This is a genomic window from Pseudomonas sp. H11T01 (genome assembly GCF_048515765.1).
Classification (GTDB): domain Bacteria; phylum Pseudomonadota; class Gammaproteobacteria; order Pseudomonadales; family Pseudomonadaceae; genus Aquipseudomonas.
The window spans coordinates 123,604-138,382 of the sequence record NZ_JBLYED010000006.1 but is presented as its reverse complement, the minus strand read 5'-3'; the positions used below and the strand labels follow the sequence as shown (position 1 = coordinate 138,382).

General features: G+C 61.6%; 13 protein-coding genes. 3 read left to right on the top strand and 10 right to left on the bottom strand.

Annotated features, from left to right (window positions below; genetic code table 11):
• Positions 1-61 precede the first annotated feature (61 nt).
• The 8 genes from ACN1C3_RS10100 to ACN1C3_RS10065 all read right to left on the bottom strand — a co-directional run bounded on the left by ACN1C3_RS10100 (position 62) and on the right by ACN1C3_RS10065 (position 10,273).
• A complete protein-coding gene (locus ACN1C3_RS10100; protein WP_419115668.1) occupies positions 62-1,741 on the bottom strand; it encodes an APC family permease in 1,680 nt (559 codons plus the stop codon).
• Positions 1,742-1,925: 184 nt separating this feature from the next.
• Positions 1,926-4,268 (bottom strand): DUF1989 domain-containing protein, encoded by a 2,343-nt coding sequence (locus tag ACN1C3_RS10095; RefSeq protein ID WP_419115667.1) that lies wholly within the window; start codon positions 4,266-4,268, stop codon positions 1,926-1,928.
• Between the two features lie 31 nt (positions 4,269-4,299).
• A complete protein-coding gene (locus ACN1C3_RS10090) occupies positions 4,300-5,667 on the bottom strand; it encodes an NAD(P)-binding domain-containing protein (protein ID WP_419115666.1) in 1,368 nt (455 codons plus the stop codon).
• Between the two features lie 39 nt (positions 5,668-5,706).
• Positions 5,707-6,573, bottom strand: a complete 867-nt coding sequence (gene purU / locus ACN1C3_RS10085; protein ID WP_419115665.1) for a formyltetrahydrofolate deformylase — start codon at positions 6,571-6,573, stop codon at positions 5,707-5,709.
• Between the two features lie 35 nt (positions 6,574-6,608).
• On the bottom strand, positions 6,609-7,739 hold the full coding sequence (locus ACN1C3_RS10080) for an aminomethyltransferase family protein (RefSeq protein WP_419115664.1): 1,131 nt from the start codon (positions 7,737-7,739) through the stop codon (positions 6,609-6,611).
• Between the two features lie 39 nt (positions 7,740-7,778).
• Positions 7,779-8,792 carry a heme-dependent oxidative N-demethylase family protein gene (locus tag ACN1C3_RS10075; RefSeq protein WP_419115663.1) on the bottom strand — a complete coding sequence of 338 codons (1,014 nt, stop codon included), beginning with the start codon at positions 8,790-8,792 and terminating at the stop codon, positions 7,779-7,781.
• A 9-nt stretch (positions 8,793-8,801) separates the two neighbouring features.
• Positions 8,802-9,743 (bottom strand): PDR/VanB family oxidoreductase, encoded by a 942-nt coding sequence (locus tag ACN1C3_RS10070; RefSeq protein WP_419115662.1) that lies wholly within the window; start codon positions 9,741-9,743, stop codon positions 8,802-8,804.
• The gene (locus ACN1C3_RS10065) at positions 9,740-10,273 is read right to left on the bottom strand and encodes a dimethylamine monooxygenase subunit DmmA family protein (protein ID WP_419115661.1); all 534 of its coding nucleotides are present in this window, start codon (positions 10,271-10,273) and stop codon (positions 9,740-9,742) included. Before ACN1C3_RS10065 ends, ACN1C3_RS10070 begins: the two co-directional genes overlap by 4 nt.
• Positions 10,274-10,575: 302 nt before the next feature.
• On the opposite strand from ACN1C3_RS10065, the gene ACN1C3_RS10060 reads away from it, so the two are divergent.
• The 3 genes from ACN1C3_RS10060 to ACN1C3_RS10050 are packed head-to-tail and all read left to right on the top strand — an operon-like array spanning position 10,576 to position 13,116.
• Entirely contained in the window at positions 10,576-11,712 is a 1,137-nt protein-coding gene (locus ACN1C3_RS10060; protein WP_419115660.1) for a sensor histidine kinase, read from the top strand.
• Positions 11,681-12,340, top strand: coding sequence for a response regulator (locus tag ACN1C3_RS10055; protein WP_419115659.1), 660 nt, complete (start codon positions 11,681-11,683; stop codon positions 12,338-12,340). The genes ACN1C3_RS10060 and ACN1C3_RS10055 overlap by 32 nt, the downstream gene beginning before the upstream one ends.
• A complete protein-coding gene (locus ACN1C3_RS10050) occupies positions 12,340-13,116 on the top strand; it encodes a PAS domain-containing protein (protein ID WP_419115658.1) in 777 nt (258 codons plus the stop codon). Before ACN1C3_RS10055 ends, ACN1C3_RS10050 begins: the two co-directional genes overlap by 1 nt.
• Here the strand turns inward: ACN1C3_RS10050 and ACN1C3_RS10045 are convergent.
• Together ACN1C3_RS10045 and ACN1C3_RS10040 are read right to left on the bottom strand one after the other, a co-directional pair.
• A complete protein-coding gene (locus tag ACN1C3_RS10045) occupies positions 13,109-13,822 on the bottom strand; it encodes a cupin domain-containing protein (RefSeq protein WP_419115657.1) in 714 nt (237 codons plus the stop codon). The genes ACN1C3_RS10050 and ACN1C3_RS10045 overlap by 8 nt on opposite strands.
• Positions 13,823-13,885: 63 nt before the next feature.
• A complete protein-coding gene (locus ACN1C3_RS10040) occupies positions 13,886-14,743 on the bottom strand; it encodes a GNAT family N-acetyltransferase (protein WP_419115656.1) in 858 nt (285 codons plus the stop codon).
• Positions 14,744-14,779: the final 36 nt, after the last annotated feature.

Sequence of the window (14,779 nt, the reverse complement as noted above, 5' to 3'; positions counted from 1 at the left end):
CGAGGGACGGCCTCCAAAGGCCGTCCCCTAAGCCGATTGCGGTCAAGAGAGGGTTACCGCTTCAAACCACCAGGCGATGACAGAAGTACACCACCAACACCCCAGCCACCAACGTCACATACGGCAGCACCCCAGCCCGTTTGGCGCCGTCATCGGTCTGGATATGCAGGTCGCTGAGCATGGCTGCCGGGAAGCGGCCCTTGTCCTGCACGTAGTGCCGATAGACAAACACTGGAAGGATTAGCAGCGCCAGCAAGACACCGGTGAACAGGGTGCCGGCGCCCCAGATATCGGCGCCCAGGCCCATGCAGGCCAGGTTGACGAAGCTCAACACGCCGCCCAACGCCAGCAGCACGGTGGGTGCCTTGTACGGGCGCGCCCAGTTTGGGCGGTCGAGGCGGTGGATCCAGCCGGCGTTGAGGTTGAGGAAGTTGAAGATGATGTAGCTGACGTTGGACGCCGCGAGGACGAACACGTAGTCGGACATCAGCAACAGCAGCAGGTTGAACGACAGGTCGGTCCACATGGCTGCGGTAGGCGCGCCGTGGTCGTTGGTGCGGCCCAGGTATTTGGGTAGCCAGCCGTCCACCGAGGCTTGGTACAAGGTGCGCGAGGAGCCGGACATCGAGGTCATGATCGCCAGCAAGGTGGCGAGGATCAGCATGATCAACACCACGTTGGCCACGACTTTACCGCCACCGATGCTGTCGGCCATGGCCTGGCCGACGCCCATGCCACTGTAGATCGCCGGTGACAGCAAACCGCTGTAAACCGCAGGCGTCACCACTGTGCCATTGGCATCCAGCACTGCCGCGCTGACCAGTTGACCGAGGCCGAGGCTGCCCTGAAACGCCATCGGCACCAGGGTGAACACCAGAATGCACAGCAGACCGGCGTAAAAGATCGCCTTGAAGGTGTCGCGTTTCGGGTCTTTGAACTCGCGGGTGTAGCACACGGCGGTCTCGAAACCGTAGGTCGACCACGCGGCCATGAACAGCCCGCCGGCCATCAATGACCAACCGGAAATGTCCCAGGCACCATCGATGACTTGGCCACTGGCGTCGTGGGCCAAGGGGTACAGCGGCAAGAAATTGGCTTGCAGCGCATCGCCGGTCAACAACGGCACCACGCCCACCAGCAGTAGCGGAATCAGCGAGGTGACGCCGAGAATCAGGGTCAGCCGCGCCGAGCGCAGGATGCCGCCGTGTTGCACAGCGAATACCCCGAGCAGAATCGCCACACCGACCACGAAGGTCGCGTTCAGGCGCAGGGACAGCCCGCTTTTGATCCAGCCCAGATCGACCAAGGTCAATTGCCAGGTATTGATCAACGCATCCGCCGGAAACAGCGCGGTGAGGATGTAACCGGCGGCCAGCCCGGAACCGATGGACAGCACCGGCGACCACGCCAGCCAGTTGCACCACACCGACACCGGTGCGATCAGTTTGCTGTAACGCACCCAGGCCACGGCACCGTAAACCGACGCGCCGCCAGATTTATGCGGGAACAACCCGGCGATTTCGGCGTAGGTGAAGGCCTGGATAAAGCCGAACAGGATCGAAATGATCCAGACGATCCACGCCGGTTTGCCCACCGTCGCTGCAATCGCGCCAATGGAGAACAGCACCAGTGCCGGCACGCCGCTGGCAACCCAGAACGCGCCTCTCCAGTCAATCTTGCGCTGCAGGCTGCCAACCGTCTGGTCAGCCTGCGGTACGGTCTCGAACGTAGTCGCTTCCATCTCTGTTATCCCATGTAAGAAGAATTGTCGGGGGCAGTCGGAAGGTCAGCCGATGCCCCGGCGCCGGTTTGGCAGCGGGGCTTTCGGTCAGCGAGTGTTTTCGGTCTTGTTGAAAGACTCTTTGTCTCGCTGGTGGGCAACGCAGTAGCGGTGTTCGGTGCTTAATCTTCGGTGCAACCATGAATCAGCTACGCACCCGGCTTTTTTCCGGGTCGTAGAAAATCGGCGCCATGACCTGGGCATCGATGCGTTTTTGCAAGCCATCGACCTTGCCCACTTGCAGCGTGGTCCCCATTTCGGCGCAGGCGACATCCACCCGGCACAAGGCGATATTGCTGCCCAACAGCGGCGAGCGGCAGGCACTGGTGACCACGCCAACCTGAGCGCGACCGTTGTAAACGCCGTCTCCGTGATGGGCGCCTTCATTGCCGCTCAGTTGCAGGCCCACCAGTTTGTGCAGGGGATTGGCGCTGCGTCGCAGCAAGGCCTCGCGGCCGATGAAGTCGTCGGTCTTGCTCTTGAGCGGCACGCTGAAACCGATCCCGGCCTCGAACGGGTCGGTCTGGTCGCTGAATTCGTAACCGGCAAAAATCAGCCCGGCTTCGATGCGCAGCATGTCCAGCGCTTCAAGGCCCAGCGGGACGATGCCCAGCGGTTCGCCCAGTTGCCAGATCCGGTCCCAGACCCGCTCGGCGTCCTGGGAATGACACCAGACTTCGTAGCCCAGCTCGCCGGTGTAGCCGGTGCGGGAAATCATCAGCGGACAGCCGTCGTAGCCATCCAGACGGCCCACCAGAAAGCGGAACCAGCCCAAGGCTTCCACGCCGGGTTGGGTGGCCGGGGTCCAGACCATTTGCTTGAGCAGTTCGCGGCTCAGCGGTCCTTGTACCGAGAGGTTGTGAATCTGCTCGCTGGCGGATTTCACCCAGACTTTCATACCGAGCTTCTGCGCTTGTTCGCGCAGCCAGACCCCGGCGTAGTCCTCGCCGCAGATCCAGCGGAAATTATCCTGGCCCAGCCGTAGCAGGGTGCCGTCGTCGAGCATGCCGCCGTGTTCATGGCACATCGCCGAATAGACCACCTGACCAATCGCCAGGCGCCGCACGTCGCGGGTCAGGCAATACTGGAGCAGGGCTTCGGCATCCGGGCCGATGATTTCGAATTTGCGCAGGGCGGTCAGGTCCATCACCGCCACCCGTTCGCGGCAGCCGTAATATTCATCGATAGCGCCGAAACCGTCGTAGCGCAGCGGCAACCACCAGTTGCGGTAGTCGGTGAAGCTGCCGGTCAGGGCGCTGGTGCGCGAGTGAAAGCCCGATTCGCGGGTCAGCGTCGGGTCGGCATCGGCGGTTTTTCGAGTGGCCATGGCGATGGAAAAGCGCTCCTTTTCTGAGTACACACGAATATGGATGTCGGTCGGGTTCCAGCCGTTGGCCGGGTCGATGTCGTCCGGGCACGATGAGCTGGCACAGACCAGATCGGTCATGGCCCGCAGCAACACGTAATCCCCGGGCCGTGACCAGGGTTCATCCAGGGTCATTTGCTGATGGGCATCGATCCCGGTGTTGTAGAAAAAGTTGATCGCCGGCCAACCGCTGCGGGCCTGCACCCCGAACGGTTCCAGCGCCCGACTGAGGTTGTCACTGCAGTTGTCGTGCCCAAAATAGCCGTGGCTTTCGTAGTAGCGCGCAGCACAAGCCAGCGCAAAGGAGTCATGCCGACCGACGGTGTCACGCACCACGTCGAGCATCGGCTGCATCTGCCGGTCGAAGAACTTCGAGAACAGCCCCGGTGCCGGATAGGCGTTGCCATTGAGGGTGCGGGTGACGGTCTGGTCCAGGTCCAGCTCTTGCCGCTGATCGAGGGCCCGGCGATTCAGCGCGACGAAATCCGAGCACTGGCGCCCGGCGACGTCCAGCACCTGGATGTACTGACCTTTGCCCACGGTGTAACTGTGGGCGGTCCCGGCGCGGATCGTGAATTCATCCAGCAGTTCGCCCAATGGTTCGGGCAGCGGTGGCACCAGCAATGGCGAAGGATTGGCCCGCTGGACCACAACGCGCAACTCGCTGGCGGTGTATTGCAGGTCTACCGCACTCGGCCCGCTGGGCGCGGCAACGATGACCAGCAACACTTCGCTGGCCACGAAGCTGCGGCGGTAACCGGCGGGTGATTGCTCGTCCCACAGCGTGGCAGCACCGGGAAGCGGAAGAGGGTCGATGCCGCGCTTGCTCAAGCCTTGGGCGATGCGGCGTGCCTGCAGGCCAGCCTCGGACATCTGCGTGGCGATAAAGCTGCAATCCGCCGTAGCAACAAGCCCCAGCGCCGCCAGCGCAGAGCGTCCAAGGGTGTCGAAGGCCAGCAGTTCGCAGGTTTGCAGCCCTTCGACGTCGATCACTTGCAGGGTATCGCCGGCTTCCAGGGCGATCAGCGTCAGCCCGCCAGCGGCCACCCGATACCGCTCCAGCGCCGGTGCCCGGGCGAACAATCCCGGTTCCCACGGGTTCGAAATACGCGGTGCATTCATGTCGATGCTCCTAGGGTTTTCAGTGCCATCGTTAACCGACCGACTTGACGGCATTGGGCGTTTCACCCAGATAGGCCGCCATGGAGTCGTCCAGCGCTTCGAGCCACGGCGTGTGATGGGGCGGCGATTGAGTGCCGGTCATCAGCGAGCGGTAGGACTTGTCGCGGTAACCCATGATGTTGTGCGCCTTGTCGTGCTTCCAGTGCAGGAAGGTGTCGTTGACCGCGGCGATATCGAAGTTCGGGTAGTCGGTGGCATCCACCAATTGCTGGATGTAGGCGCCCTGGTATTCGAACATCTGCTGGTTGGTTTCAAGCTGCTGTTCGCGGGCTTGCCACTCCAGGCTGTCGGCGACCCTGTGCGCCTGATCAGGCAGGGCGATGCGTTGCAGGATCACGTCACGGGCGTACCAGGCCTGGGCGTCGAACATGTTGAACGAGTACCACTGGTCCTGCATGCCGAGGTAAATCAGCTGTGGGTTGGGCTCCCAGAAAATGCCCTTGTACAGGTTCATCGGCCAGAGGCGGTTGTCGGTCTTGAGGCACAGTTCGTCCGGCAGGAATGGGAAGTGATGCTTGTAACCGGTGCACAGAATCACCGCATCAATGTGCTTGTGGGTGCCGTCGATAAAGTACGCACGGTTTTTTTCCAAACGCTGCAACAGCGGCTTTTCTTCCCAATTGACTGGCCAGTCATAGCCCATGGGCGCGGTGCGGTAGCAACTGGTGATGCTGCGGGCGCCGTACTTGTAGCACTGCGAACCGATGTCTTCGGCGGAATAGCTGCTGCCGACGATCAACAGGTCCTTGCCCTTGAACTCCAGCGCTTCGCGGAAATCATGGGCGTGCAGGATGCGTCCGCCGAAATGCTCGAAACCGGGGAAATACGGCATTTTCGGCGTCGAAAAGTGCCCGCAGGCGTTGATCACGTAGTCGAATTCTTCCGAGGTCTGGGTATCGTTGCCGTGGTCGTGGGCGACCACGGTGAAGCGGCGAGTCTCTTCGTTATAAGTGACCTGGCGCACCACGTTGTTGAAACGGATGTAATCGCGAACCCCGGCTTTTTCGACGCGACCCTTGATGTAGTCCCACAGCACTTCCCGTGGCGGATACGAGCCGATAGGGCGGCCGAAATGCTCTTCGAAGGTGTAGTCGGCGAACTCCAGGCATTCTTTCGGGCCGTTGGACCACAAATAGCGGTACATGCTGCCATGGACCGGTTCGCCGTTTTCATCCAGGCCGGTGCGCCAGGTGTAATTCCACATGCCGCCCCAGTCTTGCTGTTTTTCGTAGCAGACCAGTTCCGGGATGGGTGTTCCCTTGTCCCTGGCCGATTGAAATGCCCGCAGTTGAGCCATGCCGCAAGGGCCGGCGCCGATGATTGCAACGCGTGTGGTCATGGTCGTGTCTCGTGGCTGTGGATCGGAAGAAGGGCTCGCTCAGCGAAAGATCACCGTCTTGTCCTGGTTGATGAACACCCGGTGTTCCAGGTGGTATTTCAGGGCTTTGGAGAGTGCGACGGTTTCGGTGTCACGGCCGATGGCGACCAGCGCATCGGGCAGGTAGGTGTGGTCGACGCGCTGGATTTCCTGCTCGATGATCGGGCCTTCGTCGAGGTCCGAGGTGACGTAGTGGGCGGTGGCGCCGATCAGTTTCACGCCGCGCTCGTAGGCCTGGTGATAGGGCTTGGCGCCCTTGAAACCGGGGAGGAACGAGTGATGGATGTTGATCGCCCGGCCGGACAGCTGCTTGCACAGGTCATCGGAGAGGATCTGCATGTAGCGGGCGAGCACCACCAGATCGGTCTCGGTTTCTTCGACGATGCGCAGCAGTTCGGCTTCCTGGCGGGACTTGCTCTCTTTGCTGACCGGCAGGTAGATGAAGCGGATCCCTTCACGTTCGGCCATCGGCCGCAGGTCCAGGTGGTTGGAGACGATGGCGGTGATCCGCATGTCCATTTCGCCCTTGCGATGGCGATACAGCAGGTCGGTCAGGCAGTGGTCGAACTTGCTGACCATCAGCAACACGCGGGTCGGCTGAGCTGAGCTGAACAGCTGCCATTGCATATCGAAACCGCCGGCCAACTCGTTCAAGCCCAGGCGCAGCGGGGCGATGTCGCCGACCACACCTTTGTTGAAACGAAACACCGCGCGCATGAAAAACCGTCCGGTGAATTCATCGTCGAATTGCGACAGCTCGCTGATGTAGCACGCTTGCCCGGCCAGCCATGAAGTGACGGCGGCAACAATGCCGGAGGCGGCGGGGCAGCTGATCTTGAGAATGTAATGTTCGTGTGGCGTGTCCATCGAGGTCTCCCTTGAGATGCGTGATTGGCGTTCAATCAACCTTTGGCAGTGCGTTTGGTTTTTTCCGGGTCATCGAACGGCAAGGCGTGGGTGACCGCCGACGCTTCGAGGCTGCCGCGCACCTGCAGGGCGAAGCCGGGGGCGGCGCAGTCGGCGTCCATACGAGCGATGGCCATCGAGCGTTTGCTCAGGCGCGAATACATGCCGCAGGTGATCACGCCCACCTGTTTGCCGGCCTGCCACAGGGTGTCCCCGGCGTTGGCGGCGCGGGCGCCTTCGAGCAGGATGCCGGCGATCTTGAAGCGCTCTTTGCCGCGCAGGCGCCGGTGCTCATCGGCACCGCGAAAGTCCTGTTTCTCCGGTGATACGGTGAAATCCAGGCCCAGCTCCCAGAGGGTGTCGCCAGCCTTTTGATCGGCGAAGGGGTACATCTGCGAGTTGTCGTAGGGGAAGAACATCAGCGAGCTTTCGACCCGCAACCAGTCCAGGGCGGTAAAGGCGCACGGGATGATGCCCATGCCCGCACCCTGTTCGAGGATTTCGTCCCACAGGGTCGGAGCGTCGGCCGCCTTGCAGAAGATTTCGTAGCCGCGCTCGCCGGTGTAACCGGTGCGGGAGATCATCACCGGACGGCCGAACAGTTTGGTTTGCAGGTGATGGAAGTACGGCAGCTGACGAATGCCCGGGACGTGTTCGGCAAGGAAATCCACGGCCAGCGGCCCTTGCAACGACAGGTCGTGCAAGTCGTCATCAAACAGCACCGCAACCTGCCGGCCCTGAGCCGAGCGCACCAGCATGTCGTAGCCGGTGCCGGCGCCGTGCACCACCATGAAGGCGTTGGGGCCGGTGCGGTAGACGATGCAGTCATCGATGAACTTGCCGTCGTCGTCGAGCATCGAGGCATAGACCGACTTGCCGGGGTACAGCTTGGCGATGTCACGGGTGGTCGCCCATTGCAGCAGGCTTTCGGCGTGGGGGCCGACGTAGTGGACTTTTTTCAGCCCCGAGACATCCATCAGACCGGCGCGGGTACGGATCGCCTGATGGTGGTCGGCCAGGTCCGAGCTGTAGGTCCAGGCAGTGCCCATGCCGTTCCAGTCTTCAAGCTGTGAACCGAGCGCGCGGTGACGTTCGGCCAGTGCGGAAATACGCCAGGAGTTGGCCATATCGTGATTCCTTGTCTGAATGGGTGGGGTCGTGGTGTTTCAGGCCGGGTCGAACTGGCTCAGCCAGTTCACCAGCGTCTGCCGATAACGGGTCATGCCTTTGTATTCGGCGATCGGCTCGGGTAAGTCCCGCAGCACCCGGTGCAGGCGACGGCCCCAACCGGGATGGCTGACCAGCTCGTTCATGCTGATCAGGTAGGTGCGGATGCTGAACATCAGGCCGTTGCTGCGGGGCAGACGGGCCATGAATTGCAGCTCCACGCGCAGGTGGACGAGTTGGCCGACGTTTTCATCGGTGATGCTGCCGCGCTCGGCGCCCCATTCGTGGTAGGTCTCGGGGGACGAATCCAGGCGCGGATTGATCGTCAGCGTCCAGTTCAAACGGCGCACCGGTTGATCGACCTGAACGTTGAGCAGGTACTTCAGCGCCCGGTCGAACACGCCCATCTGGTTCGCCATCGGCACCGGCGAATGCCATTGCTTGAAGCTCATCCCGGCATCGAAGGCCAGCGACCAATCGGCGGGGCTGGTGACCATCCCGGCGTCCATGAACAGGTCACCGTCACGCTGATCGAGCAGCGCAATGTCGCCCTGGACCTGACGGGTGATGAACTCCAGCGGCTCGCAGGGCAGGGTCGAGGCATCGCCGAAGACGAATGCCTGATCGATGCCCAGCGCTTTGTTGCACCAGTGCCAGCGGTTACCGTCGCAACTGAGCTCGAACCACTGCGGATAGTCGGCGGCCAGATGCTCCATGAACATTTGCAAGGCATCCCACGATGCTTCCTGCATATGTGGCATCACCAGGTAGCGGCGCGGGTCCTTGTCCAGCACCAGCGCGCGTTCGGCCATTTCCGAGAGGCAATGCTCGTCAATATCGAACCAGTGCTGGTACACCGAGCCCGGTTCTTTGGCACGCGCCGGCTCGATGTTCACCGAGTACATGTAGCTGTCTTCGGTGAATGGAAACGGGAAACGCTCGATGGCCGATGCGCTGTTGCGAAAGCTGAAGGTGTCCCGGTAGCTTTCCAGAGGGCTGAATTGAACGGTCATGGTCGACTCCTAAAGGTCCAGCAAAACGGAAGAACCGCAGCCGCGTGAAACGCAGGGCATCAGAAACTCGGCCTGCTCGGTGCTGCTCAGAACGCTGTCGCGGTGATCGATATCGCCTTTGAGATGGCGCGTGACGCACTGCCCGCAGACCCCGCCACGGCACAGGTTGGGGATTTCCAGGCCGGCCGATTCCAGGGCTTCGAGCAGGCTTTGCTCGGCGCTCACCTGAATCCGCCGTCCGCTGCGCGCCAGTTCCAGACTGAACGGCAGCCCAGGTTCCGCGCCGCTGAAGGCTTCCCAATGGACCCGGCCCGGCGGCCAGCCGAGGGATTTGGCCTGTTCGCGAACACCCATCAACAGCCGCTCCGGGCCGCAGACGTAGACATGACTGCCCAAGGGCCGGTCGCTGAGAATCGCCGCAAGGTCGAGGGCTGCGCCGCTGCTACCGTCATAGCGATGCAGGCGTGATCCCAGACGTTGCTGCAACTCGTCGGCATAGGCGTCCGTCAGGTGTTTGCGGTAGGCGTAATGCAATTCGAAGTCGGCGCTGCGTTGTTCCAGCGCGCTGATGTAGGCCATGAACGGCGTGATGCCGATGCCGCCGGCAATCAGGATGTGTTGGCGAGCGGTGGAATGTAGGGCGAACAGGTTGGCCGGGGGCGAAATGCGCAAGGTGTCGCCGACATTCACCTGCTGATGCAGGTATCGTGAGCCACCCCGCGAGTGGTCCTGCAAGCGCACGGCGATGCGATAGTGACGCGTGTCGGCCGGGTCGCTGATCAGCGAGTAAGCGTTGCGCAGGTTGCGCTCGGCCAATGGCAGATGGACCTGAACATGACTGCCCGAGGAAAAACCCGGCAACCGTCCAGAGCGGCTGGCAAAGGTGAACTCGCGAATCACCGGTGTCAGCATCCTTGCATCGACGACCTGCACCTCCAGTGCCGCGCTCATGATTGAGCCTGCGCATAAGGCTGATCGGGATTTTCGCAAACGCCCAGATAAGCGCCCAGGCGTTGGGAGAAATGCTCGCGCACACTCAAATGGACCTGGCAATTGCCGCAGAAAACTACCGCCTGCGGACCGCTGTCCTGAACGCAACCGCAGTGCACGCAAAACACCCTGCGCAGCACCGGCCCGGATTCGATCAAGTCGATCTCTTCGTTGTGCATTCCGGCAGTGCGCGCCATACCGTGGATGCGCCAAAGAAAGGCTTCGTCGCCGAGGACGTACAGTTGGGTGCCGACTGCGGCGGCGTCGAGCAAGGCTTTTAACTGGCGTTCGAAGTCATTCACCGCAGCGCAGAGCACCCGGGGAGTGGGCAATCCCGGCTGTTCGAAACTCTGGATCAGACGCCCAAGCGCCGCGGCTGTCGCCGTTTGCGTCACCAGAATGTGATGCAGCGCATGGGAGCGCAGCGTCGGTTCGCGGTACACCGGCACACTCTGGGGTCTGTACGGCGCAGCGCTTTGTGTCTCAGTCATTGCAACCCTCCTGGCTGTCCAGCGTTTCAACATGGTTGAGCGAATGAGCGTCCCGATCTGGTGCGCAAGCCGGGCATCGAGCCTCAGTCTGGTGCGCTGTTTTCCGGCGTTTGGTCATGCTCGGAATCGGGGGCGTTGTTTCTTGCTGGGGAAGATAGTTTCCCGAAAGGAATTACCGTTCAATCTGGAAAAAGAGATATCTCTTTGGGGGTAGTCCGTGGGTTGTAGCGGGCAAGGCATGGAAGTTGCTCGACTAATGCCACGGTTTCTCAAAAGGCAGGCGAATGTCATTGAAAGCTCGAATGCGACCCGGCAGGTGGACGCACTGGTTACTGCGTTCGCGGCCACGTCAGGTGGACAGCGTGCGGGCATTGCTCGCCGAACTGCCGCTGCGCCTGGCCGACGCAGACGATGCCTTGTCGCATTTTCTTGATCGATTCGAAGCACTGAACCCCGGCAGCAAACTCGGCTTGTTGTTGACCGGTGAGGATTTCGGCCCCACCCGCCGGGCCATGCTCAGCCCCTGCGATCAAACGTCCAACTGCCCGTGGCGCGCCGGTGCGGTGACCGCGGTGCCGCAGCGCTGTACGGCCTGCCAGAGCCGTGGACGTTATCGACTGCTCAGCGTGCTGCCCGGCATCGCACCCGGCAGGCGCGGGGTGTTGCTGCTGGACACGCCGCGCGCGGCCGGTCGCGGGTTTCATGGGTTGCTCGGGGAGACGGCGCGGGGGCTGGGCGTGGGCGTGCAGTTGCTGCGGCACAAGCGTGAGCAGCAATGCAAGGAGGCCACGTTCCAGCATGGTGCGCTGGCCCGTGAGCTTCACGATTCGGTGGCACAGCAATTGGGTTATCTGTCGTTTCAGGCCAGCCTGATGCAGGGCAAGCTGCGCGAGCCAGAGCAGGCCGCGCCATTGCTCGCCGAGTTGCGCGGTGGGTTGAGCCATTTGCAGCGTCAGGTGCGCGAATTGATCACCAGCGCGCGCTTGACCATGGACGGCCGTTCGCTGCGCCAGGCCCTGGCAGACTCAGTGGCCGAATTTTCCCGACGCTGCATCATCGTGTTCGAGCTGGACAACCGTCTGGCCGAGGATGCGCTGTACCCGGAAACCGAATTGCAGATTTTGCAGATCATTCGCGAGGCACTGGCCAATGTAGTGCGCCATTCCCATGCCCGGCATGTACGGATCGAACTGCGCCAGGCCCAGGGCGAAATCACGGTGACTGTAGAGGATGACGGGATCGGTTTGAGCCCGGCGTCGGTGGAAGAAAACCACTTTGGGCTGGTGATCATTCGCGAACGTGCATCGACCATCGGTGCGCAACTGACCATCGAAACCATTCGGCCCCATGGCGCTCGCGTGCACTTGAGCCTTATCCAGAACAATGACGACCCGCAGAGGCACTTCGATGAACAGCACGACCTTATTGTTGATCGATGACCATCCTTTGTTCCGTAAAGGACTGGCGCAACTGTTTGATGCCAGTGATGACTTCGATGTGGTGGGCCAGGCCGCCAGCGGCAGGGAAGGGATCAACCTCGCCGTGCAGCTGACCCCAAAACTGGTGCTGCTGGACCTGCACATGCCGGGTTTGAGCGGTTTACAGGTCCTCGACGAGATCAAGCAGTTGGGCCTCGAGTGCCAGATTGTCGTATTGACCGCGTCGATGGATCGCGCCGAGTTGCTGACGGCGTTGCGCCTCGGCGCCAGTGGCTATGTGCTGAAAGAGACCGAGCCGGAGGCGCTGCTGTCGTACATGCGCAATTGCAGCAAAGGCGCGATTGTCCTGGATGATTACCTGGTCTCGCTGCTGGCCGGGCACAGCGAAATCGACGCACCGCTGGAAAAGATCGAAGACGACAACCTGACCGATCGCGAAGGGCAAACCCTGGCGTTGATCGCCTCGGGCATGAGTAACAAACAGATCGGCCGGGAGCTGGGCATCAGCGACGGCACGGTGAAGATCTACGTGAAGAACCTGTTGCAAAAGCTCAACTTGCGTTCGCGACTGGAGCTGGCGGCCTGGGTGCACAAGGTCGCGTCATTGAGAACAAAGGAGCGTCATTAATGGCAGACGAACGTGCTTCAACCCTTGAGTCGGTGTTTGGCCGGCAGGCGTCACAACCCCTGGACGTATTCCCCATTGCGTTGCTCGAACTCAAGGACAATGGCGAGATCGCTCATTTCAACACGGCCTGGACCGACTTGATGGAGCCGCCGGGCGATCGGTGCAACGTCGTGGATTATGTGCATCAGGAAGACCGTTCCCTGTGGCGTCAGGCGCTCTATGAATTGCGCCATCGGCCGGATATTTCCTTCAGTCAGCGCTTGCGCTTCGTCCATCCTCAGGGAGACCTGCGCTGGTTCGATATCAGCCTCAAGCGCCGCGACCTCACGTTCTATCTGGTGGTCAATGACATCACCCAGCACAAGCGCCGCGAAATTGCCTTGCAGGCCAGTCAACGCAGCGCCCTCAGCCTGCTCGACAGCCTGCCCGGGCTGATCTATCGCGGCCGCAACAACCACGACTGGACCATGGAGTTCGTCAGCGCCGGCTGCCTGCAACTGACGGGCTATGCCGCCGAACGGCTGATGGACAGCCACGATTTCACCTATAACAGCCTGATCCACCCGGACGATGCCGATTACGTCTGGCGCGAGGTTCAATACGCCTTGTCTCGGCATCAGCCTTATGAACTTCGCTACCGGATCCGCTGTGCGGACAACACCCTCAAGAACGTCTGGGAAAAGGGCGTGGGCATCTATTCGGACAGCCGTGAAGTGTTAGGTATCGAGGGCGCGATTTTCGAGATCGTCAATCTGCCTGCGGAACGAATCACTTGACTGCGTAAAACTTGCGAACATACCGGGTGCTGGTCCATGAACACGGTGCGCCATAGGGCACGAATACCGTGTCACCGGTATTGACCGTCAGGCTCGTCCCGTCTGGCGCCTGGAGCGTGACGCTGCCTTCGATCAGGTGCATCAGCTCGTTGAGTTTGTGCGGTCGACCATGGCGGCTGTAGGGCGTCGAATCCCAGACGCCGACGCGTAGCTCGGTGGTGTTGTCCTCGAAGGCATTGCGTGAGCGGCACTGGGGGGTGGGGCCGATCAGAATCTGCGGTTCCGGTGCGGCCGAGGGGGAGAGCATCGCCAGTGGGTCGAGGGCTGTCAGCCCCGGGTTTCGTTCGGCGACCGGGCTGGTGACGGCGCAAAATGCCCAGAGGGTATTGGCGTGGGCTTCGAGCTGGAGCGCCGTGCCGTAGCCGATCACCGCGCTTGCGCCGGGAGCCAGTTCCAGTGTCTGACCCAGAGATTGCAGCACAAGATGCCCAGAGTGGACCACGATCACTTCGGTGTAGGGGTAATCATCGACAGTGAGCGATCCGCTCGCTTGCACCACGCCGGCAGACACACCATCAGGCCCGCTGTAGGCGACTTTTCGCCCCTGGCTAAAAGGATCGACGGGGCTCAAAGGTGCGGACTGGAAGGGCGTGGGGACGCTGCTGCCGTCAGCGCAGGCCAACAGCAGGACGGTGGGGTTCAACATATGGGTGAGGCTCCAGGTTGTAGGTGATGCCGGCTGTACCGGTTGTTTCAGAGCGCGTGGCGCTTAGCCAATGGCCTGAGTCACGAGGGCAAACTGGCGGACGATACCAACAGCCTGTGGTGGCGTTCCGCGAGCCATTTGCGCAACCGTGTCGACCTGCTTCAGGCCGGCTTCCTCCAGCCATTCGGATAACCCGCTACCAGCCGGGATGTCGATGCGTACGAAGGCGTCCGGTACCTGGGCCAGCAACACCGCGATCAGGTGTTTGGCTTGCTCGAGGTTTTCGGCAATGACCGGGCCAATGCCGCGACCGCGGCCAAAGGGGCGCAGCATGGCGAAGGCGCGCAACTGACCGTCACGCTCAATGCCGACCGAATGTTCGACGGCATCGAACAGATCATCGAGCACGGTTTGCCGGTCCAGTCCGCTGCCAGCGCTGGCCAGCGTCAGTTGGCGAACCCGATCAGCCTTGCGCAGCGGGCGGCACTGTTCCCCGGCTGGCAGAGACACGGGCGCAGGAACCTGCGCCTGACCTTGATGCTGCTGAACCAATCCGAACTCGATGAACCCTTGGCTGGCGTACAGCGGGGCGCCTGCCAGTGTGGCGTTCAGCACAGCAGTACGCGACCCGCAGGCCTCGAGCGCCTGCTCCATCAATTGTCGACCAATGCCTTGGCCCTGATAGTCATTGCTGACGATCACCAGGCCGATGGTGGCGAAATCTCCCTGCGGGCAGGCGAATGCGGTGCCGATCAGACGGCCGCCATCCTCGACGACGAAACCTTCGCTGACGCGCTGCAACATGGCCCAGTCTTCCAGGCGATGTGGCCACTTCAACTGGACGGACAAGGCATGGGCTGCCGGGACATCGGCAGCGGTCATCGGGCGATAGAGATAAGCAGGACGTTGCGAGGCGGACATGGCGAGTCTCCATTGAGAGGTGAGCGCGATCGACAG

Excerpts from the sequence above, each read along its gene's own strand:
- ACN1C3_RS10100 (WP_419115668.1), bottom strand. The coding sequence starts at position 1,741 with ATGGAAGCGACTACGTTCGAGACCGTACCGCAGGCTGACCAGACGGTT.
- ACN1C3_RS10095 (WP_419115667.1), bottom strand. The coding sequence starts at position 4,268 with ATGAATGCACCGCGTATTTCGAACCCGTGGGAACCGGGATTGTTCGCC.
- ACN1C3_RS10090 (WP_419115666.1), bottom strand. The coding sequence starts at position 5,667 with ATGACCACACGCGTTGCAATCATCGGCGCCGGCCCTTGCGGCATGGCT.
- purU (WP_419115665.1), bottom strand. The coding sequence starts at position 6,573 with ATGGACACGCCACACGAACATTACATTCTCAAGATCAGCTGCCCCGCC.
- ACN1C3_RS10080 (WP_419115664.1), bottom strand. The coding sequence starts at position 7,739 with ATGGCCAACTCCTGGCGTATTTCCGCACTGGCCGAACGTCACCGCGCG.
- ACN1C3_RS10075 (WP_419115663.1), bottom strand. The coding sequence starts at position 8,792 with ATGACCGTTCAATTCAGCCCTCTGGAAAGCTACCGGGACACCTTCAGC.
- ACN1C3_RS10070 (WP_419115662.1), bottom strand. The coding sequence starts at position 9,743 with ATGAGCGCGGCACTGGAGGTGCAGGTCGTCGATGCAAGGATGCTGACA.
- ACN1C3_RS10065 (WP_419115661.1), bottom strand. The coding sequence starts at position 10,273 with ATGACTGAGACACAAAGCGCTGCGCCGTACAGACCCCAGAGTGTGCCG.
- ACN1C3_RS10060 (WP_419115660.1), top strand. The coding sequence starts at position 10,576 with ATGCGACCCGGCAGGTGGACGCACTGGTTACTGCGTTCGCGGCCACGT.
- ACN1C3_RS10055 (WP_419115659.1), top strand. The coding sequence starts at position 11,681 with ATGAACAGCACGACCTTATTGTTGATCGATGACCATCCTTTGTTCCGT.
- ACN1C3_RS10050 (WP_419115658.1), top strand. The coding sequence starts at position 12,340 with ATGGCAGACGAACGTGCTTCAACCCTTGAGTCGGTGTTTGGCCGGCAG.
- ACN1C3_RS10045 (WP_419115657.1), bottom strand. The coding sequence starts at position 13,822 with ATGTTGAACCCCACCGTCCTGCTGTTGGCCTGCGCTGACGGCAGCAGC.
- ACN1C3_RS10040 (WP_419115656.1), bottom strand. The coding sequence starts at position 14,743 with ATGTCCGCCTCGCAACGTCCTGCTTATCTCTATCGCCCGATGACCGCT.